We start from the raw sequence: 20,469 nt of genomic DNA, 5'->3' as shown, positions 1-20,469 counted from the left end.
AGTCATGATGAAAGTAGCTCAAGAACTTCGCGCGGGTCAGGTAATAATGGTTGGCACCGAAGCGATGGTAATTTTAAAAGCCGAATTTAATAAATCAGGCCGTAACTCAGCCGTTGTTAAAATGAAAATGAAAAACCTGTTAAATGGTCAGGGCATGGAAACGGTATACCGTGCTGATGACAAGTTTGAACAGGTTTTATTAGAAACTAAAGAAGTAACCTATTCTTATTTCGCTGATCCTATGTATGTATTTATGGATCAGGAATATAACCAGTTTGAAGTTGAAGCCGAAAACATGACTGAAGCACTTAAATACCTGGTTGACGGTATGGAGTGTTCAGTGGTGTTCTACAACGAGCGTCCTATTTCTGTAGACTTGCCAACTGTAGTAGTACGCAAAGTAATTTACACTGAACCTGCAGCCCGTGGTGATACGTCAGGTAAAGTGTTAAAGCCAGCTAAAATTGAAACTGGTTTTGAGTTAATGGTTCCAGCATTTGTAGATGAAGGTGACAAGATTGAAATTGACACCCGTACCGACGAATACCGTAGCCGCGCTAAATAAGCGTAACTACTTGAGAAAAGGCGCTGCGGCGCCTTTTTTTATGCTGAGGCAAATTTGGGGGAGCCATCTATGCTAACAGAAAAGCAAAAAATGCTAGCAGGGCAGTGGTATAACCCGTTAGATAAAGCCTTAGTTGCTGAGCGGGAAGTATCTCGGCGTTATCAGCACCAATTTAACCAAAGCTCGCCTGACGATGCGGTACTGCGGCGAAGCCTATTAAGTCACTGGTTGCCCGACACCGGTAAGCATTTTTATATTGAACCCCCGTTTTTCTGCGACTATGGCTCTAACATTCATGCTGGCAATAAAGTATTTTTTAATTTTAATTGCGTGGTGTTAGATGTCGCGCCGGTGCATATCGGTAATAACGTGTTTTTTGGTCCCGCAGTACAAATTTATACTGTAAACCATCCGTTAGAGCCAATAAAACGGCGTACTTTATTGGAACAAGCCTTACCGGTCGTTATTGGCGATGACGTTTGGCTAGGCGGCGGTGCCATTATTTTACCCGGCGTAACTATTGGTGCTGGCAGCGTAATTGCGGCGGGTAGCGTTGTGAGTAAAGATATTCCGCCCGGTGTAGTTGCCGCAGGTAACCCCTGCAAGGTTATTAAATTAATTACAGAGTAGTACACGTGACAACCATTCGATTAATAACGCCGGCTGATTTACCGGCAATAATAACTATTCAAGATAGCTGTTACAGCGATGCACTGTTTGAGGCGCCTGAACTGTTAAACCAACGCGTAACAGCACAACCGCAAAGCTGCTGGTTAGCCGAAAATAATGCTAAACACGTATTGGCGTACTTATTAAGTTATCCCGCGATGATTGGCGACATTGCGCCGTTAGGAAGCCCCTTTAAACAAGTTGTTAATGCTAATACGCTGTATTTACACGATATGGCTGTAGATAACCGGGCTAGAGGTTTAGGCTTAGCGCAGCAATTACTACAGCAAGCACAGCAGTTTGCGGTGGCGCTTGGGCTAAGCCGTTTAGCCTTAGTGGCGGTGCAGGGTTCGGTGCCGTATTGGCAACGGAATGGGTTTAGCACAGTAGCGGTAACAAGTGATCAGGGCCAGCAAGCGCTGCACAGCTATACTGGCCAACAGGCGGTATATATGCAAAAGCCTTTAATATAAGGTTAGGGTTAAAATAACGCTTTTAACGCGACAATAAATATAAGTCAGCTAAGGTCATATTATTGCCGCCAAGCCTTAGCTGGCTAAGTAGTAACAGCGCACAGCTGTATGCGTCTTCAAGTGCGTGATGATTAGGCATAACTGGCAAACCATGGCGCTGTAAGCAGCTAGATAGCTTTAATGCATCATGCTTTACTACCTTACCTTGGCGTAATAGGCGCTGCCATTCTACTTGCATGGTATCAACAAATTTAAAGCGCGGCGCTTTACCAAAACTACGTTTACAGGCCACTCGTAAAAACTGTTCATCTAATTTACTGTGGTGGGCAACAAATACATAACCTGCATATTGGCGTAATAGTTCGGTTAATACCGTTTTTATGTCAATACCCTGTTTTAGTTGGTTATCATGCAGGCCATGATAAATAGCGCTTTGGCCGACACTTATTGGGCTATTTATTAAATAGTGTTTAGCCTCTGCTAATACAATTTCTTGTTGACGTATTGGCACCCAACCAATGCTAACAATATAGTCTTTGCTTGGGTTTAGGCCGGTTAATTCTAAATCTAACGCGAGAAAGTTACTCTGTTCAACTAGACTATTGCCCGCTGGCAATACGGTGCTAGCAAAGCCTGTAACGACATTGTCGGTTAGGTTTTTTTGTCGCCACCACCAATTGATCATTTACATATCTCGACAAAAGCGCTGCTTTAAACGCCCTTGCGCTTCGTTAATTACCGCAAAGCCATCTTTTAACTGATGCCGCGCTAAACCTGACATATCCACTGGATCAAGCAAGTTGCTTACATCATGGCCTTGCATCAGATCGCGTTGGTGTTTTTCCCAGCGTAACTGCGCCATTAAATCAAAGGCATCGTTAATGTTTTGGCTATCCTTACTATCAATAATACCCTGTGCGGCCAGTTGTTGTAGTCGGCGCCGGGTGTTTACTTCAGTAATGCCGGCCGATAGGGCATATACCCGTACTAAATCGGTGAGTAAGCTGATACCGCGCTTTTTTAAATCTAAGCCTTTTTTATATTTTCCGTCTTGCTCTAAAATAAAGTTTTTAAACAAACCAAGAGGTGCCGTGCGCTGCAGGGCGGCTTGAGCTAAATGATATAAAAATAGCGGTGCACCCGTGGTGCGCTGTAAAATATCTTGTTGTAAGGCATTAAATAAGCCTTTGCTGCCATCGATTACTCGAAGATCAAAAAAGATACTCGATTTTAAGATTGCCTCAGGAGTTGGTGTGGCTATCCAGCGTGTAAAGCGGCTTGACCAACCTTTTAAGCTTAAGCGTAGTTCGGGATTGGTGGCCATAATATTGCCGGGGCATAGTGTAATACCGCACTGGGCAAGGCCGTGGCAAACAAACTCGGCTAGAGCAGAAAAATAATCATCTACTGCGCCAATCGGCTCTTTTTCTAGTAATAATGCATTGTCTTGATCGGCATTTAAGCTTTGATCCATTCTGGCTTGTGAACCAAAGGCTAACCAGCTAAACACACAAGGTGGTTCGCCTAATTGCTGTTTAGCTAAATAAATTAACCGCTGGGTAAGGGCGTCGGTAATAGTGGTGATAACATGTCCAGCTTCATGCGCTGGCACTTGTTGTTTATTCAACGTAATGGCAAGTGCGGCTATTTGTTGGCTACAACGCTCTAAACCAGCAACACTCTGCTGCCGATGAATTTCACCAATCAGATAAACCGGATGATCTTGCTGGCTACGAATAATGTCGGTGGCACTGATCATAGCGCAGCACACACCATGTTCTAGTACTGGCAAATGATGAATATTATGCTGGCTCATTTGCTGTACAGCTTCATACAAGTAGGCATGACGATCAATACTGTGTGGTTGACGGGTCATAACATGACCAACCTGAGTACTGGCCGGTAAGCCTTCTGCTAACACACGATTACGCAAATCACGATCGGTAATAATGCCCACCAGTTTGTCTTTTTCTTCAACTAATAATGATGATACTCGGCTATCAGACATCAGTTTAGCTGCGTCTTGTACGGTTTTCTCTGGCGCAATAGCAATTTTATGTTGTTGTATAATATCGCTAATTTTAAGCGTAAAGCGGGTATTTTGTTGCTGATCGCGATATTGGTGTAAGCGTCGGCTAAATAAACGCTGAAAGAAAATATCAATATTTTTGTACTGATAACGACATTGATTAAAAGCGTTAGCATCTAGATAATAAATTAAGCCATCTTCTTCACATAAAAGCGTGTCATTATCCACTAAGCCAGTAAGCAGTTGTTGATAACCGTAAAAGTCACCGCTTTGTAGCTTAGTGAGTAACTGCTGCTGATCGCTATACAGTGAAAATATACCGGTACGCACTATCAGTAAACGGTCGGAATCGATGCGTACCTTGCCTTGAGCTTGGCAGTAAAATACATTAATTTGCGCTGATAATTGGCTAAGTTCGCTGTCGCTTAGTTGATCAAACGGTGTGGTTTCAGCAAGAAAACGGCTAACATCAGCAACTTCCATTTGGGCTCCGGCAAAAACAAGCAGGGTGAATTAGCAAAGCTTAGCTAATATCGTTTAACTAGCACAGACGGCGCTAATTAGCGCATCGTCGGCATCCAGCTGTTGCCACTGACCGTTTAACGGCGTATCAGAAAGTGGGATGTCGAGTTGTTGATTAAAATCGGCTCTAGCATGCTTAGTGCAATGCAGTACTACCGGCACTCGTCGCGCCATAGCTCGGCGTTCAAAAAAATACAGGTCAACCAATTTTACATCTGAATTTTTCGTATTGGCTGAGGCGTTAGCAATGTCCGCGGCGATAAAACGTAGTGTTTGTGGATACAGGTAACTCCAAGGCCGCCATGGTGTTTGTTGCTGTATCGCTTTAACCACCACCACGCCACTGGGTAAGCGCTGTGCTTGATATTGATACCAGCTATATTCACCTTGAATTTGAAAGCCAAGCATGGCTGCACCAGCAAATACCGGCACCAACCAGCGCGGCGCGCGGTTACGGCTAAGTTTACGCAGTAATAGGGCAATACCTGCAGCACCTAAACCGGCAAATATAGTAGCAATTAATTCCCAAAACATCGCGATTTCCTAAAAAGACGGGCCTTCACCATGAAAGCCCGTTTAGTTATGTTTAGTGACCGGTAGCTACACCCGCACCTTTAGGGTAACGCACACTTTCAACTAATTCTTGAATGTGCTTAGGCGGTGCTGCCGTTACTGACGATACGGCAAAGGCGACGATAAAGTTAATCATTGCACCTACTGCACCGAACGACAACGGAGAAATACCATAACCCATAGAACCCAATAACCAGTTTTCTGGTGTATTAGCAAAGGCGGCGGTACCAGGAATAAAGAACCAGCCTAGGTATAAGAAGATATATACCATGGTTGATAATAACCCAGCCAGCATACCAGCAATGGCACCTTTGTTATTTACCCGCTTGGAGAATATGCCCATCATTAGTGCTGGGAATATTGACGCTGCTGCAATACCAAAGGCGAGTGCTACCACCTGCGCGGCAAACCCGGGTGGGTTCATACCTAGCCAAGTGGCGACGACTATCGCCACCGCCATGGAGATACGTGCAGCACGTAGCTCATTCTTTTCACTAATATTAGGGTTAATTGAGCCCTTTATTAAGTCATGGCTAATAGCTGACGATATTGCTAACAGTAAACCGGCAGCAGTAGACAATGCCGCAGCTAAACCACCAGCCGCAATTAAACCTATAACCCAACTTGGTAAGTTAGCAATTTCAGGGTTAGCTAATACCAGAATATCGTTGTTTACGGTAAGTTCGTTACCCTTCCAACCCCGTTCTGTTGCTACCTGCTTATAGCTTTCTGATTGGTCGTTATATAACTGGATCAAGCCATCACCATTTTTATCTTCAAAGGTAATTAAACCCGTTTGCTCCCAGTTTTTTACCCAATCAGGGCGATGCGCGTAATCAATGGGGTTGGTTACTTCACCAGATGGATAAATTGTAGTTAACAAGTTTAACCGCGCCATGGATGCCACTGCTGGTGCAGTTAAGTACAACAGGGCAATAAACACTAATGCCCAGCCGGCAGACCAACGCGCGTCTGATACCTTAGGCACAGTGAAAAAGCGGATAATAACGTGAGGTAAACCAGCCGTACCAATCATCAATGATAAGGTAAATAACACCATATTTAGCTTGTTAGGCACATCGGCAGTGTAATCGGCAAAGCCAAGTTCACGTACTACCAAGTCTAGCTTGTGTAACAGTGGCATACCTGATTCAAGGTGGTTAGAAAATAAACCCAGTGGCGGTAAAAAATTACCCGTTAGTTGCAGTGAAATAAATACGGCCGGAATAGTGTAGGCAATAATTAGTACGACATATTGTGCTACCTGGGTATAAGTAATGCCTTTCATGCCGCCTAATACCGCGTACAAAAACACCACTATGCCAGCAATAATAAGCCCTGTATCGCTTTCTACTTCTAAGAAGCGAGAAAAGGCCACACCCGCACCGGTCATCTGCCCGATAACATAGGTTACTGAGGCAATAATTAAACAGGCTACCGCAACAAAACGTGCGTTTTTACTGTAAAACCGATCGCCAATAAACTCTGGTACGGTAAATTTACCAAACTTACGTAAATAGGGTGCGAGTAACATGGCAAGCAGCACATAGCCACCGGTCCAGCCCATTAGGTAGCTTGAAGTTGCATAACCACCAGCAGCAATAATGCCGGCCATAGAAATAAACGATGCCGCTGACATCCAGTCAGCTGCGGTTGCCATACCGTTCATTACCGGGTTTACACCGCCGCCGGCAACATAAAACTCTTTGGTTGACCCGGCACGAGCCCAAATTGCAATAGCAATATAGAGCGCGAACGAGCTGCCGACAAAAATAAGATTGATTGCAAATTGACTCATGACGGGTTTACTCCTCGCTTAAGCCAAATTCTTTATCGAGCTTATTCATTCTCCAAGCATAGAAGAAGATTAAAACGATAAAGGTTAAAATAGACCCCTGTTGCGCAAACCAGAAGCCAAGATCGGTGCCGCCTACTCGAATGTCTGTTAACCATGGCCGGAATAAAATACCGCCACCGTAGGACACTAAAGCCCAGATAATTAGGCTGCCAATGATCAGGCGAAGGTTCGCTGACCAATAAGCCGCCGCGTTGCGATCGTGCTCGTTCATAAATACACTCCTTTTCTTTGTTATTTTTATCTCGCAACGTTAATCTAGCAGTAGTTAAGGCAAGTGAAAGCCCGACTTTAGTCGAAGCTGGTTAAGGTTATTTGACTTAGCTAGGCAATTAAGACCAAAGTATTCAATAAGCGCATTAATATAATAAGAAACGGAGAGTGCTGTGGCCGCTTGGGTAGTTGCTTTACTAGCATTGGCGTATGTTGGCGGTTTATTCCTTATTGCCAACTGGGGCGAGAGGCATGCCGATGACAAACTAATACGAAAGTATGGTGGCTTAATTTATAGCCTAGCGTTAGCCGTATATTGCACATCATGGACCTACTACGGTGCGGTAGGCACAGCAGTTACTAAAGGCTGGGACTACTTTGCTATTTACTTAGGCCCAGCACTGCTGTTTATTTTCGCTCAACCGTTCTTATTTAAATTGCTGTATGTAGCAAAAAAGCAAAACGTGACCTCTGTCGCCGATTTTATTTCATCGCGTTATGGCAAACGAAAAAATATTGCGCTATTAGCATCGTTAGTATGTTTGGTCGTAGTAGTACCTTATATTGCGTTGCAGCTTAAAGCGGTGTCTAGCTCGTATCAGGTATTATTAGGCGGCGACTTTACTAGCGAGAGCACTATCTGGTGGCAAGACAGTGCATTTTTAAGCGCGTTAGCCATGGCATTTTTTGCCATTTTATTTGGTACCCGTAAGCTACACCTTACTGAACAAAGCCGCGGTGTAATGGTCGCCATTGCCTTTGAATCTGTGGTTAAACTGTTTGCTTTAATGATCTTAGGTATGGCGGTGTATATCTTTGTGTTAGGCGACAGTGCCGATATCTTGCAGCGCTTTGCTTCGCATGCCGTAGCTCAACATCAAAACAGCAACTTTGGCGTGCTAGAGTTTATTACCAAAACGGTACTAGCGATGGTCGCAGTGTTTTTACTGCCACGCCAATTCCACGTTGCCTTTGTTGAAAACGTATCACATCATCACTTACGCCATGCTAGGCGCTGGTTCTCGTTATATTTATTTTTAGTTACGTTAATGGTTATTCCTATTACCATTGGCGGTATGCAGTTATTTCCCGATGCACTAAATTCTGCCGATAGCTTTGTTTTATTGCTCCCAGCCAAGTCAGGCTGGGACACCCTTAGTGTGTTAGTGTTTATTGGTGGCTTTTCTGCTGCTACCTCAATGATTATTATTGCTACGCTGGCGCTATCAACCATGATTAGCAACGACGTAGTTATGCCAAGCTTGCTGCGACGTAGTAAGCGCCAAGGGTTATCACACGATTACAGCTTACTGATTTTATTAGTCCGCCGCGCGATGATCATTTTGGTGATGGCACTGTCGTATTTGTATTACCGTATGTTTGCTCGTAATTATGAACTGGCTGAAACGGGTTTATTAGCTTTTGCTTTAGTTATTCAGCTGGCGCCAGCGGTTATTGGTGGCTTGTACTGGCGTCGTGGTAATGCCTGGGGCGTATACTTTGGTATTAGTATTGGCTTTGCCTTGTGGTTTTATACCCTAATGCTGCCACAGCTGGTAAGTACTGGCGCCGTTGACAGCGATATTATGCAAACAGGGTTATTTGGTTGGTCGGCACTGATACCTACCGCGTTATTTGGCGCCAAACTGGATATGCTTAGCCACGGCGTAATGTTTTCACTTGGCTTTAACTTATTGTTTTATATTGTTGGTTCACTGCTGAGTCACGTTAGCTTACAAGACCGACTGCAAGCCGTGGCCTTTGTTAAACCCAATTTGCCGGTAAATCATCAAGACACCGTGGCACGGCGTATTCGCATTCGTAATGCCGATTTAAAAATTTTGTTAGAACGTTTTGTTGGTGTTAGCCGAGCGAATGAAAGTTTACAAGAATACGCTAGGCGCCAACAAATAGGCTTGCAACTAGATGATTTACCCAGTAGCGGTTTAGTTGAATATGTTGAACGTGAACTTGCGGGTGTTATCGGTGCGTCGTCAGCCTCGGCCATGGTTAATGCAGTGCTTGAAGGGCGTCAGCTGGGGTTAGAAGACGTAGTAACCCTATTTGACGATACGACACAGGCCATTCAATTCTCGCGTAAAATTTTGTTTTCTACCTTAGAGCATTTAAGCCAAGGCGTAAGTGTTGTAGACCGGGATCTTAATTTAGTGGCATGGAATAAAGCTTACCTTGAAATGTTTGACTACCCCGATGCCATGGTGCGAGTAGGGCGACCGGTTGCCGATATAGTCCGCTTTAACGCTGAACGGGGCTTGTGCGGCGAAGGCAGTGCCGATGAGCATGTACAAAAACGTATTGGTCATATGCAAAATGGCACAGCCCATGTATTTCAGCGCGTACGCCCAGATGGCAAGGTTATTGAAATGCGCGGCAACCCTATTCCTGGCGGCGGCTTTGTTACCAGCTTTACTGATATTTCTGATCATGTAAAAGCCGTGCTGGCGCTGGCAGAAGCTAAGCAACACTTAGAAGATAGGGTACAAGAGCGAACGCAAACTATTTCTGAAATTAATCATGAGTTGTTATCTGAAGTAAAACGGCGCCGCGAAACCGAGCAGCAATTACTGCAAGCCAAAGGCGAGGCTGACGTTGCCAACGCTTCTAAAACACGGTTTTTAGCGCTAGCCAGCCATGATATTTTGCAACCACTTAATGCCGCGCGCTTATTTACTGCCGCGTTAGCCGGTAGCAATGACATCCAGCAGCAACAGCATATTATTGGTCAGTTAGATAACTCACTTAAAGCGTCAGAAGAGCTTATTTCAACCCTATTAGAAATTGCGAAACTAGACGATGGTAAGCTGTCACCTGATGTGCAAACTGTGTCACTTAAAGAGCTGTTAGCGCAATTGGCTGACGAATTTAGTTTACTAGCGAAGCAAAAGGGCTTGCGTTTAGTGGTACGTAAAGTGGACTACCAAACACAAACCGATCCAACTTATTTGCGGCGTATTTTGCAAAACATGTTATCTAACGCAATTAAATATACCAAGCAAGGCCGTATTTTATTAGGCGCGCGTAAACGTGGTAACCAATTACTCATACAGGTATGGGATACTGGCCCGGGTATTTCTGAACCCGATTTACAGCGTATTTTTGAAGACTTTTATCGTATCGACGCAACCGCCAAGGGCCAACAAGGTGTAGGGCTGGGCTTGGGTGTGGTTAACCGTATGGCAAAGTTACTAGGTCACCCGCTTAAAGTAGCGTCTTGGCCGGGCAAAGGCAGTATGTTTAGTTTACAGTTACCTTTAGTCGCTGCGAGTAATCGCACTGAGCTACCTTTACCTAGTAATACAATACAACGGCCAATAACCGGTTTATCGGTGGTGTGTGTTGATGACGACGCCGCAAACCTAGCCGCCTTAGCGGTATTACTACAACAGTGGCAAATTGATAATGTGGTTTGCTTTTATGATGAAGAAAGCTTACTCGATTATGCTAGAAACCACGCCGCGCCAGATGCACTACTCATTGACTATCAGTTAGGCCAGCACCTTAACGGCTTAGAGCTATACGAAAAGGTTAAGCTGGTTTGGGGTAATGTGAATGGTATTTTAGTTTCCGCGTCACCTGAGGCCGGTTTGGCGATGAAAGCCAAGCAACAAGGCTTAATGTTTTTAGCTAAACCCATTAAACCTGCCGCGCTTAGGGCCAGTTTAAACCATTTAAAAATGTTAAAGCGCGCTAATAATTAAGGCCGGCGAGTTAATGCGGGCTGGCCATAGCTTTATTTACTGGCGGCTCTAGTGTTAAGCGCTGTGCTTGAATAACCACTTGGGTGCGGTTAGTTACGCCAAGCTTGCGAAAAATAGCCGTAATATGGGCTTTAACTGTGGCTTCAGAAATATGTAAATCATAGGCAATTTGTTTATTTAGCCAGCCTTCGGTTAAGTAATACAGCACTTTATACTGTTGCTGAGTTAACTGAGCTACTTTGGCGGCAAGATCTAAATCGTCTTCTGCTTCGTTACTGTTATGCTCAAAAACTAGCTTTTTTAACGCCGCAGGCACCCATAGCTCGCCAGCCATTACGCTATTTAACGCAGTGCTAATGTCGGCAGGGTTGGCTGATTTTGGCACATAGGCCGAGGCACCAAACGCCATTACTCTGCGAATAACATCGAGCTCTTCACTGGCTGAAATCACCACAATAGGTAAAGACGGAAAGTTTTTACGTAGCTGGATTAAACCTAAAAAACCGCAGTTTCCAGGCATATGCAAATCAAGTAGTAATAAATCAGTGTCAGGGTGTTGTTCAAGGGCAATACAGGTACTGTCAAAACTGTCCGTTTCAATGGTGGCTTTAGTGGCAAAGGTGCTACTAATGGCGTTGATAAGTGCATTGCGAAATAACGGATGGTCGTCAGCGACGATCAGTTTTGCCATCTTTTTCTCCAGCTAAGCTTGTTGTAATTATTATAATAAAGGCCGCTTTTGCGGCCTTTATACTGCTGGTAGGAGCGCGCTGTGTCAAGCGCAGGTTCAGCAAGCTTATTTGCGGTTTAAGCGATTATTTATCAAGGTTTCTACTACTGACGGATCAGCCAGTGTTGAAATATCGCCTAATTGGTCATGCTCGTTTGCGGCAATTTTTCGCAAAATACGCCGCATAATTTTACCCGACCGGGTTTTAGGCAAACCGGTTGGCGCCCACTGGATCAAATCTGGCGTGGCAATGGGGGATATTTCTTCACGTACCCAATCGCGTAATGCTTTAGTTAGTTCATCGCTGGGTTCAACACCGACACGCGGCGTTACATAAACATAAATCCCTTGGCCTTTAATATCGTGTGGGTAACCGACTACTGCGGCTTCTGCTACTGCGTCGTGTGCTACCAAACAGCTTTCAATTTCAGCAGTACCTAAGCGGTGGCCAGAAATGTTGAGTACGTCATCCACGCGGCCAGTTAGCCAAAAATAGCCATCAGCATCACGTTTGGCGCCATCACCGGTAAAGTATAAGCCAGGGTAAGTACTAAAATAGGTTTGCTCAAAACGCGCATGGTCGCCAAAAATAGTGCGCATTTGCCCCGGCCAACTGTCTTTAATAACTAGGTTACCTTCACCTTCGCCCGTTACCTCATTACCGTCGTTATCCACAATGCCAGGTTGCACACCAAAAAACGGCCGTGTTGCCGAACCCGGTTTTAATTCAGTACAACCTGGTAGTGGCGCAATAAGTATGCCGCCGGTTTCGGTTTGCCACCAAGTATCAACAATAGGGCAGTTACCTTTACCAAATTTTTGGTGATACCAGTACCAGGCTTCTGGGTTAATGGGTTCGCCAACACTGCCTAAGGTTTGTAGTGATGACAGATCGCAACCTTCGACCGGTGCGTCACCGTAAGCCATTAGCGCACGAATTGCCGTTGGCGCAGTATAGAGAATGTTAACTTTATATTTATCAACAATTTGCGCCATGCGTTTTACGCTAGGGTAGTTAGGCACACCTTCAAATAACACGCTGGTTGCGCCGTTCGATAACGGCCCATACACAATGTAGGTGTGGCCGGTTACCCAGCCAACATCGGCGGCACACCAATACACATCGCCATCGTGGTAATCAAATACATATTGGTGCGTTATCGAGGCATATACCATATAACCGCCAGTGGTATGCAACACGCCCTTAGGGTTACCGGTTGAGCCAGAGGTATATAAAATAAATAACGGATCTTCTGCCGACATGGGTTCGGCTGGGCAATCAGCGCTGTGCTGATTTAATAATTCGTGATACCAAATGTCGCGGCCATCAACACCGGCTTGCATATCAACGTTTTTGCCAACATGTTTTACTACTAATACGTTTTTAACTGGCGAGTCATGGCCTAGGTGCGCCAAGGCCATATCAGTATTATGTTTTAAATTAGTAACGCGGCTGCCGCGTAGTGATTGATCGGCAGTAATAACCAGTTTTGAATTACAGTCAACAATACGGCTACCAAGGGCATCAGGCGAAAAACCGGCAAACACCACTGAATGTACCGCGCCAATACGAGCGCAAGCGAGTAGGGCGACAGTCGCTTCTATAATCATCGGTAAGTATATTGTTACCCGGTCACCTTTATTAATACCTAAGGCTTTCATACCATTGGCTAGCTTACATACCTGCTGATGTAATTGAGCGTAAGTAATTGATTTTTGTGCATCGGGTGAGTCGCCTTCCCAAAAGTAGGCGACTTGATTTGCGCGTTCAGGTAAGTGGCGGTCAAGGCAGTTGTAGCTGGCATTTAACATACCATCGCTAAACCAGTTAATATTTACTTTGCCACTTTTAAAGCTGGTGTTTTTAACTTTAGTAAACGGGGTAAACCAATGCAGACGTTTACCATGTTCCGCCCAGAAGGTATCTGGCGAGCTAATCGACTGCTGATACATTTGCAGATACTGCTCGTTGGTAAGATGTGAGCGTTTCGCTGCACTAGCGGGTACCGGATAAACTGTTGGATGTGACATAACTTCCCCTGTAAGAGCTGTTGTAAGTTTTATACTATCTTTCTATCTAAGCCGCGTGGCAATTGAAATTAGACCTTAGTCTAGCTAACGTTTTACTGCGGCGCTAACTGTGATTTTAATTGGCGGTTTATCACTCATTTGCACCACATTACGCAATTGTTACGCGTTGGCATAGGCTTTATTAAATATCAGCGACAACCTTAGCTAACCCTCGGTGCTTAGCTAAGGTTGTGGTTATATGCAAAACACACGGTGTAAATAGGGTAAGAACACGTTAAACTAAAGCGCCAAAAAGTTCATAATAACAACAGTAATATTACCGTTAGATAATTCGGGCATTGGCTGCGCCTATTAAATCGTAATCTTTTTTAAGAATGAGACGTCAAAATGGAATCAATTAGTGTATTTGAAATTATAAAGGTAGGTATAGGTCCGTCGAGTTCACATACCATGGGGCCTTGGAATGCAGCTGAGTTGTTTTTGAATCTCATTCGAAAAAATCGAAATTTGACCGATGTTAAAGAGGTATTTGTCGAGTTTTTCGGTTCACTAGCCAAAACCGGTATTGGCCATGGCACGGATATCGCGGGTATGTTGGGCTTGTCTGGCGAAGATTTTAAAACCATAGATACTACCAAAATAGGCGAAAAAATTGCGGCAATAAAAGCTGCAAAAGCGTTAAAGTTGGGTAATGAAGTGGATGTCCCATTTATTTATGGCCATCACCTTATTTTAAATATGAAGAAAAGTTTAGACTTTCACCCCAACGGTATGATTTTTAAAGCCGTGTTTAATGATGGCACTGAGCTAGAGCAAGACTATTATTCTATCGGTGGCGGTTTTGTTGCAACACAGCAAGAAACCTCAGCGGATGAGGTGTTAACGCGTACCTTATATCCTTGTCACCACGGTAAAGACGTGTTGTTTTATTGCGATAAGTTAGGCGTTTCCTTTTCTGATCTAATTTATATCAACGAAGAAAGCTGGCGCACTCGGGAAGAAACCGAAGCCCATGCGTTAAACATTTGGGAAAACATCAAAGACTGCATTTACAAAGGCGTAAACCAAACCGGTATGTTACCCGGTGGCTTGCGTGTAATGCGTCGTGCTGCGGGCTTAAACCGCAAACTTCTAGGTGAAGACAAGCATTATACTAGCCGTGATGAATGGTATCAGATGGTGATTGATGCTGAAGAAAACTTTGTTAATATTAATAAGTGGATCTCTTGTTTTGCCTTAGCGGTTAATGAAGAGAACGCTAATTTTGGCCGTATTATTACTGCGCCCACTAACGGTGCCAGCGGCATTATTCCGGCAGTACTCATGTATTCACAAGCCTTTACTGATTATATTGGTGATGACAAGGTGATTCGCTTTTTATTAGTAGCTGGCGAAATAGGTACGCTATTTAAGAAAAACGCGACCATCTCTGCGGCTATGGGCGGTTGCCAAGCAGAAACGGGTGTGTCCTCAGCCATGGCCGCTGCAGGCTTAACAGAAATTATGGGTGGCACACCAGCACAAGTATTAATGGCCGCTGAAATAGCGATGGAACATCATTTAGGTTTAACCTGTGATCCAGTTGCGGGCTTGGTGCAAATTCCATGTATTGAGCGTAACTCAATGGGCGCAATTAAGGCAATTACCGCCGCTAACATTGCCATTGAAAGTGATCCGGCTAATGCTCGAGTAACCTTAGATGAAGTTATTCAAACCATGTGGGAAACCGCACAAAGCATGAATGAGCGCTTTAAAGAAACCTCAGAAGGTGGCCTTGCCATCGCGGTAAATATTGCCGAGTGTTAATTTACTAGATAAAGCTATACCCACTTACACCTACCTCATCATAAATAGACAACACACGCTTGAGGGGAATGTTAACGCATTTCTCTCAAGCGTACAGTTGCGTTATTAATTACCGCATCAGGTTATGTGCGACTAAAGGCTAATTGCAGTAATGGTATCGATGAACCACATTTGTGGCGTTAAATTATTATTAAAAGCATATAGATGGAGAGACGGGAAATGAAAAAAATAATAACATTATCTTACCTCAGTGCCTGCATGGCGCTGGCCTCAGCCGGTGTTCAGGCCAATGGTTTTGATATTGGCGGCACAACGGTTAACTTTGGTGGTTTTGTAAAACTAGATGCAATGGTAAGCAGCTCTGACGGTGAAATTGCCGCTCTAGGCCGTGATTTCTATGTACCATCGTTAACACCAATAGGCGGCGATACAGCAACGCGCTTTGATATGCACGCACGTCAGTCGCGCTTTTTCTTCTCTACAGCTACCGAACTTGAGGGTGGCGATAAAATTACTGGGCATCTAGAATTTGACTTTATGACCAGTAATAACGGTAATGACGAACGCACAACCAATGGTTACAGCCCTGTACTACGCCATGCGTTCATTAAATATAACAACTGGACGCTTGGCCAAACTTGGTCAAACTTTATGGACGTTGCCTCGTTACCAGACACGCTAGATTTTGTTGGTAACCCCGATGCCGCAGTGTTTATTCGCCAAGCTCAGGTCAGATATACACAAGGCAATTTTTCGTTTTCAGTTGAAAACCCTGAATCAACCATTACGCCATATCGTGCCGGTGGAAGAATTACCACCGACGACAACGCCATGCCTGACTTTACCGCCAGCTATAACCTAAAAACTGATTGGGGTGTGGTGAAGGTTGCCGGTTTACTGCGTCAAATTGCCATAGATGACGGTGTTTATGACGACCAAATTACCTCTTACGGCTTATCGGTAAGCACTAAAATAGACTTAGCAAGCAAAGACGATATTCGTATTACCGTTAACACTGGCAAAGGTTTGGGCCGCTATGTTGGCTTAAATACCGTTAATGGCGCCGTGCTAGATGCTAACGGCAAGCTAAAATCGATAGATGTTACGGCGTTTTCAGTTGCCTACCGGCATTTATGGAGTGATCAGTGGCGCTCTACGTTCTTGTATTCAACCCTAATGGCAGATAACAATACCGATTTAACGGGTTTAGGTGTAACTAAAACGACGCAAAGCTATAGCGCCAATTTATTGTACCAAGCCAATAAAAAACTGATGGTAGGCGTTGAGTATAAGTTTGCCAACCGCGAAGTTGAATCAGGTTTAGATGGTGATATGAACCGCGTACAATTTAGCGCTAAATACGATTTTTAATAATTTTTACTAAGCCGTATATTTATTAACAGCAACCCTATTATTAAATGCGGTTGCTGTTATACCCGCCAGTACCACATCGTTTATTTCATACTGTTTAAACCCTCAGCTTTAGTTAATGTAGTGCTAACCAGTTAATGGCAAGCTTAAAACACGCTTTCATACCGAACATTCCAGCATAAAGATGAAAGATGCAGTTGATTTACTGAAACATGTTAGTTAGTTTAGCGAAATGTAAATTCGTGATAGAAGGGACGTGTGGCAGAATGAAAGCGTGGGTTTTCCATCATATTAAGCTGTTAGAAAATCTTTCAATCAATTAAGGAGTAACAAGTGAGTAATGCCTTATCAATGCCAGGTAGCGGCTCTAAATATAAAATTGAAGATGAATCACCGGCAACGTTTCTATCGGGGCTGTGGCATGGTCTATTAATGCCTCTATTTTTTTTAATAATTTTATTCAATCCAAACGTCAGCATATATGAAACGAACAATAACCATAGCTGGTACCACTTTGGGCTACTAATGGGTGTTTGGGCATTTGCTGGTAACACCATTCATCTATCAATCGGAAGCACAGTTTTCTAATAAGTAAAGGCACGGCGACGCGTACCGCGCGCTTGCTTTGGGCGTTATAGCTGTAATATCGTTTTAATCAATGCTACAAGTGATAGGTAAACATAACAAGTTGTATCAAAACGCCCCTTTGGGGCTGGGACGGTCTTTCCGTTGCGGCGCTCCAAATCAGCCGCAAAGCGCGGTGTTAGGCGTAGCTGCCAACATACAGCTATTTTAATTTTAATCTCAAATTTAATAAAACAAGGAAATAACATGAAAAAACTAATTATTGCATCAGCCATTACTTCTATACTTTTAACAAGTGGCTGTGATGAGTAATTGTGTTGTTAGGCACGTTGTGGATGGAGGTGATTTTAATATTGAGCCAAATGGCATTGGCATGTTTGCAATTGAAAAAGAGCTCGGTGTTTCATTTCCCAATGGCAGCGTTAACGTAGTTGAATTAAAGCATACCTTTCGAATAGCTATACCAAATGTTAGTGAGCTTTTTTTGCGAAGTACAGATGAATTACAAAAAGCAATCGAAAAAGATAATTTATGTATTGTAGATGGTTCAAAATTTTAATAAATATCTAGCTGATTAATATAGTTACGCCTAATAAGCGCTTTAAACGGAACGTCAACAGTTGGCGATTGTTCGTTCCTCACAATCTTAATCAACTATTTCCGCCCGCTTAAGCGGGCTTAGCATAAGGAAATTAGATGTATCAGGGTAGCTGTCTATGCGGTGCGGTAGCAATAGCGGTAAATGGTGGTATTGATTCAATTATTCACTGTCATTGCTCAACGTGTAGAAAAAGTAGCGGCACGGCATACGCAACAAATGGTTTTGTAGTTAAAGCGGGTTTCCGAATTAAAACAGGCGAAGAGCAAATTGGTTATTATGAAACTGCTCCTGGCAAAAAACGGCATTTTTGTAAAGTTTGTGCATCGCCAATTTTTAGCAGTAACGATGCATCACCAGAGCTAATACGCTTACGGCTAGGCATTTTAGATACCGATATTGTGGAGAGGCCAATGTCGCACAATTTTGTATCATCCCGAGCAAACTGGGATGAGCTGGATGCAGTAATGCCTAGGTACGATGGTCATGAACCAAGCCGTGCAGTAAAGAAGTGAAAACAAAGAGCGCTAACAAACAAATCTTATCGCCAGCCAACGAGGACATTCTATGTGGAACAAATTGATGCTAGCAGCTATGGTAACCATAATGCTAAGTGGTTGTGATAACAATGAAGTAGGGGATGTCTCTCTTGGCTTATTTACCACCAAAGACATTAAAATAGAGGTACTAGCCGACCCTTTAGTGCCGGGTGTAACCTGTCATATGTCGAACATCGTTGCCGATTTAAACTTGGCTGACCCTTCTGACATGTCGATAAGTTGCCGGCAAACTGGACAAATTACGGCGGCCATGATTGACGCCATTGATAAGTCAAAAAGCGGTGATGTTGTTTTTAAAAAATCAAAAAGCATTTTCTTTAAAAGTCTAAAAATTCGACGTATATATGATGAGACAAGTCAGTCATTAGTGTATCTAGCGTACAGTACTAAAGAAACCAGTGGCAGCTATAAACATGCTATGTCTACCGTGCCATTGTGGGGCACCGAGGCGTATCAAGCGCCGATAAAGCCTTAAACTTAAACAATTCTAGCTACAAAAAAGCCGCTATTAAAGCCACGTAAAGCGCAGAGTGTATGCGGCTTTCGTGGCTTTAAGAGGTTAAGCTACGGCAGGTGGTGACGCTATGGCGTCTTTAATCAACTCACCGACTCTTTCTTGCGTTTTGTTTAACGCTTCTGCGAGCTCTTCACAAAGAAACTCTAAGCCTAGGCTTAAATGCTTAAGATCCGTTGCACTTAATGTGCTGTGCTCTTTCATTAGGCTTAAACCTTTTACAACTTCGGCATAGCGGTAGGGATCACCTATAGCGATAGCTGCTTGGTTAGCCGTAGCGCGAACTTTCCATTGCTCGCTTACTTTGCCTTTCCAGCTTTGCAAATGGCTAATAATTTTTCTGGCTTCTGTGGCACTGATAATACTGCGAATAGTGCTTGGGATATTGTTAGCTGGTACCTGCCACGTTAGGCCATTGCGTGCGAAATAGAGTTGGATAAACGTGGTTTTTTTCTCTCCGACAAAGCTTTTGTTACTAATCAATTTTACAATACCGATACCATAACCGGGATGATAGATACGATCGCCTTGATTAATAGTGATAATGTTCTCCTTAATCTTAGAATAAACCCCAAATAAAAAATATTTTACAATCAATATGTTACGCTATTTTTGTATTTAAATCAAGGTTAGGCAGTTAACGGGTAAGTAACCGGCGGGAAAAATTAACTATCTTGAAATGCCGTCTGGTCAGAACCAAAGGTATAATGGGTAAATCGCAATGATAAATAGGGTAACGAGACATGATTAATACCAAAATATATAAGTCGGTTTATCAGTTAGCTGAAAAGCTAATGGATGCTGATAGTAAAGGCAATATGCAAGCCTTTGATGCCTTGTATGCAGAGTTAAAAGCAATTTGTATAACAAATGAAAATACCGACAAAGACCATCCAGAGCAATGGGAAACATTGGCGGACTTTACTGCTGAGATGGATGAAGCTTTAGCCGGTTACGAAAAAGCCTTAGTTTAAGCTACTGCGATAAACTCCAAAGATCATATGGCATCAATTGCATTTTCTATGGCAGTGTTGCAAATTGAATTAGGCCAGACTGATGCCGCGATAAAAAACCTGCAAAACGCTAAAACTCATGCCAATAAAAGTGAAGATAAAGAGTTTAAACTAGAGATAGATGAGCTACTAGCAACACTATTGGCAACTGAGTAAGCAACAAGCCTGCATGACATGCTGGCGAACGAAAAGGGTGAACGCTAATGTACAAAAATAGAGATACCATTGCACGGCTGCGCGATAATATTCCGTCATTTGCCTGTGTAAAAGGTTGTCACGATTGTTGTGGCCCAGTCACTACGTCGTCAGAAGAGATATCGCGTTTGCCGGTAAAAACTGATGCTGAGTATAAAGCGGCATTAGAACACTTTAACTGTGTGCATTTGGGGCCTAATGGTTGCACTGTTTATGATGAGCGGCCGTTAATTTGTCGGTTATTTGGTACTACACCGCGCATGCCTTGCCCACAAGGGCGCCGTCCAGAGCAAATGATTGATATTAAGGTTGAAACTGAAGTTCATCACTTTATTGCCAATACCCGCCAAGTATTGGTATAGCTTTTATCTAGATGCTTAAAAAGCGGTAGTGCTGTTAAATAAGCCAACAAAAAAGCCAGACAATGTCTGGCTTTTTTATTAACTAA

Annotated in this window: 21 protein-coding genes; 13 read left to right on the top strand and 8 right to left on the bottom strand. The window is 43.6% G+C overall.

What is annotated here, in order from left to right; all coding sequences use genetic code 11:
- Nucleotides 1–4: 4 nt before the first annotated feature.
- From efp to MN199_RS06575, 3 genes are all read left to right on the top strand, one after another.
- On the top strand, nucleotides 5–565 hold the full coding sequence (gene efp / locus MN199_RS06585) for an elongation factor P (RefSeq protein ID WP_243695476.1): 561 nt from the start codon (nucleotides 5–7) through the stop codon (nucleotides 563–565).
- 69 nt (nucleotides 566–634) lie between these two features.
- Entirely contained in the window at nucleotides 635–1,195 is a 561-nt protein-coding gene (locus tag MN199_RS06580) for a sugar O-acetyltransferase (protein ID WP_335738839.1), read from the top strand.
- 5 nt (nucleotides 1,196–1,200) lie between these two features.
- On the top strand, nucleotides 1,201–1,707 hold the full coding sequence (locus MN199_RS06575) for a GNAT family N-acetyltransferase (protein WP_335738838.1): 507 nt from the start codon (nucleotides 1,201–1,203) through the stop codon (nucleotides 1,705–1,707).
- 22 nt (nucleotides 1,708–1,729) lie between these two features.
- Here the strand turns inward: MN199_RS06575 and MN199_RS06570 are convergent, their stop codons facing one another.
- Genes MN199_RS06570 through MN199_RS06550 form a run of 5 tightly spaced genes read right to left on the bottom strand, consistent with a single transcriptional unit; the run spans nucleotide 1,730 to nucleotide 6,900 of the window.
- Nucleotides 1,730–2,392 (bottom strand): 3'-5' exonuclease, encoded by a 663-nt coding sequence (locus MN199_RS06570; protein ID WP_132583631.1) that lies wholly within the window; start codon nucleotides 2,390–2,392, stop codon nucleotides 1,730–1,732.
- Nucleotides 2,393–4,219: a DUF294 nucleotidyltransferase-like domain-containing protein gene (locus MN199_RS06565; protein ID WP_335738837.1), complete on the bottom strand. Its 1,827-nt coding sequence runs from the start codon at nucleotides 4,217–4,219 to the stop codon at nucleotides 2,393–2,395.
- A gap of 54 nt (nucleotides 4,220–4,273) precedes the next feature.
- Nucleotides 4,274–4,792 (bottom strand): hypothetical protein, encoded by a 519-nt coding sequence (locus tag MN199_RS06560; protein ID WP_335738836.1) that lies wholly within the window; start codon nucleotides 4,790–4,792, stop codon nucleotides 4,274–4,276.
- Between the two features lie 52 nt (nucleotides 4,793–4,844).
- Nucleotides 4,845–6,629: a sodium:solute symporter family protein gene (locus tag MN199_RS06555; RefSeq protein ID WP_335738835.1), complete on the bottom strand. Its 1,785-nt coding sequence runs from the start codon at nucleotides 6,627–6,629 to the stop codon at nucleotides 4,845–4,847.
- 7 nt (nucleotides 6,630–6,636) lie between these two features.
- Nucleotides 6,637–6,900, bottom strand: coding sequence for a DUF4212 domain-containing protein (locus MN199_RS06550; RefSeq protein ID WP_335738834.1), 264 nt, complete (start codon nucleotides 6,898–6,900; stop codon nucleotides 6,637–6,639).
- Between the two features lie 172 nt (nucleotides 6,901–7,072).
- Here MN199_RS06550 and MN199_RS06545 point away from each other — a divergent pair, with 172 nt between their 5' ends.
- Nucleotides 7,073–10,618, top strand: coding sequence for a hybrid sensor histidine kinase/response regulator (locus MN199_RS06545; protein ID WP_335738833.1), 3,546 nt, complete (start codon nucleotides 7,073–7,075; stop codon nucleotides 10,616–10,618).
- Nucleotides 10,619–10,628: 10 nt separating this feature from the next.
- On the opposite strand, the gene MN199_RS06540 is transcribed toward MN199_RS06545, so the two are convergent.
- Together MN199_RS06540 and acs are read right to left on the bottom strand one after the other, a co-directional pair.
- The gene (locus MN199_RS06540) at nucleotides 10,629–11,309 is read right to left on the bottom strand and encodes a LuxR C-terminal-related transcriptional regulator (RefSeq protein ID WP_132583619.1); all 681 of its coding nucleotides are present in this window, start codon (nucleotides 11,307–11,309) and stop codon (nucleotides 10,629–10,631) included.
- Nucleotides 11,310–11,414: 105 nt separating this feature from the next.
- Nucleotides 11,415–13,379 carry an acetate--CoA ligase gene (gene acs, locus MN199_RS06535; RefSeq protein ID WP_335738832.1) on the bottom strand — a complete coding sequence of 655 codons (1,965 nt, stop codon included), beginning with the start codon at nucleotides 13,377–13,379 and terminating at the stop codon, nucleotides 11,415–11,417.
- A gap of 387 nt (nucleotides 13,380–13,766) precedes the next feature.
- Here acs and MN199_RS06530 point away from each other — a divergent pair, with 387 nt between their 5' ends.
- The 6 genes from MN199_RS06530 to MN199_RS06505 all read left to right on the top strand — a co-directional run bounded on the left by MN199_RS06530 (nucleotide 13,767) and on the right by MN199_RS06505 (nucleotide 18,774).
- Nucleotides 13,767–15,185, top strand: a complete 1,419-nt coding sequence (locus tag MN199_RS06530) for an L-serine ammonia-lyase (RefSeq protein WP_132583615.1) — start codon at nucleotides 13,767–13,769, stop codon at nucleotides 15,183–15,185.
- A 219-nt stretch (nucleotides 15,186–15,404) separates the two neighbouring features.
- Nucleotides 15,405–16,556: a DcaP family trimeric outer membrane transporter gene (locus tag MN199_RS06525; protein WP_335738831.1), complete on the top strand. Its 1,152-nt coding sequence runs from the start codon at nucleotides 15,405–15,407 to the stop codon at nucleotides 16,554–16,556.
- A 333-nt stretch (nucleotides 16,557–16,889) separates the two neighbouring features.
- Nucleotides 16,890–17,144 carry a hypothetical protein gene (locus MN199_RS06520; protein WP_132583611.1) on the top strand — a complete coding sequence of 85 codons (255 nt, stop codon included), beginning with the start codon at nucleotides 16,890–16,892 and terminating at the stop codon, nucleotides 17,142–17,144.
- Nucleotides 17,145–17,472: 328 nt separating this feature from the next.
- The gene (locus MN199_RS06515; protein ID WP_207903051.1) at nucleotides 17,473–17,700 is read left to right on the top strand and encodes a hypothetical protein; all 228 of its coding nucleotides are present in this window, start codon (nucleotides 17,473–17,475) and stop codon (nucleotides 17,698–17,700) included.
- Between the two features lie 137 nt (nucleotides 17,701–17,837).
- Nucleotides 17,838–18,254, top strand: coding sequence for a GFA family protein (locus MN199_RS06510; protein WP_132583607.1), 417 nt, complete (start codon nucleotides 17,838–17,840; stop codon nucleotides 18,252–18,254).
- A gap of 52 nt (nucleotides 18,255–18,306) precedes the next feature.
- Nucleotides 18,307–18,774 carry a CreA family protein gene (locus tag MN199_RS06505; RefSeq protein ID WP_335738830.1) on the top strand — a complete coding sequence of 156 codons (468 nt, stop codon included), beginning with the start codon at nucleotides 18,307–18,309 and terminating at the stop codon, nucleotides 18,772–18,774.
- A gap of 84 nt (nucleotides 18,775–18,858) precedes the next feature.
- Here the strand turns inward: MN199_RS06505 and MN199_RS06500 are convergent, their stop codons facing one another.
- A complete protein-coding gene (locus MN199_RS06500; protein WP_335738829.1) occupies nucleotides 18,859–19,410 on the bottom strand; it encodes a CarD family transcriptional regulator in 552 nt (183 codons plus the stop codon).
- A gap of 146 nt (nucleotides 19,411–19,556) precedes the next feature.
- Between MN199_RS06500 and MN199_RS06495 the strand changes: the two genes are divergently transcribed.
- Genes MN199_RS06495 through MN199_RS06485 form a run of 3 tightly spaced genes read left to right on the top strand, consistent with a single transcriptional unit; the run spans nucleotide 19,557 to nucleotide 20,383 of the window.
- Entirely contained in the window at nucleotides 19,557–19,787 is a 231-nt protein-coding gene (locus tag MN199_RS06495; protein ID WP_335738828.1) for a hypothetical protein, read from the top strand.
- A 27-nt stretch (nucleotides 19,788–19,814) separates the two neighbouring features.
- Complete coding sequence (locus MN199_RS06490) at nucleotides 19,815–19,982, top strand: hypothetical protein (RefSeq protein WP_335738827.1); 168 nt, start codon at nucleotides 19,815–19,817, stop codon at nucleotides 19,980–19,982.
- 47 nt (nucleotides 19,983–20,029) lie between these two features.
- Nucleotides 20,030–20,383, top strand: a complete 354-nt coding sequence (locus tag MN199_RS06485; protein WP_132583599.1) for a YkgJ family cysteine cluster protein — start codon at nucleotides 20,030–20,032, stop codon at nucleotides 20,381–20,383.
- The last annotated feature ends 86 nt before the right edge of the window (nucleotides 20,384–20,469 follow it).

Origin of the sequence: Rheinheimera metallidurans (assembly GCF_036983985.1) — a bacterium.
GTDB classification, from domain to species: Bacteria; Pseudomonadota; Gammaproteobacteria; order Enterobacterales; family Alteromonadaceae; genus Alishewanella; species Alishewanella metallidurans.
The sequence above is the reverse complement of the archived record's forward strand: the minus strand, read 5'-3'. Positions and strand labels throughout refer to the sequence as shown.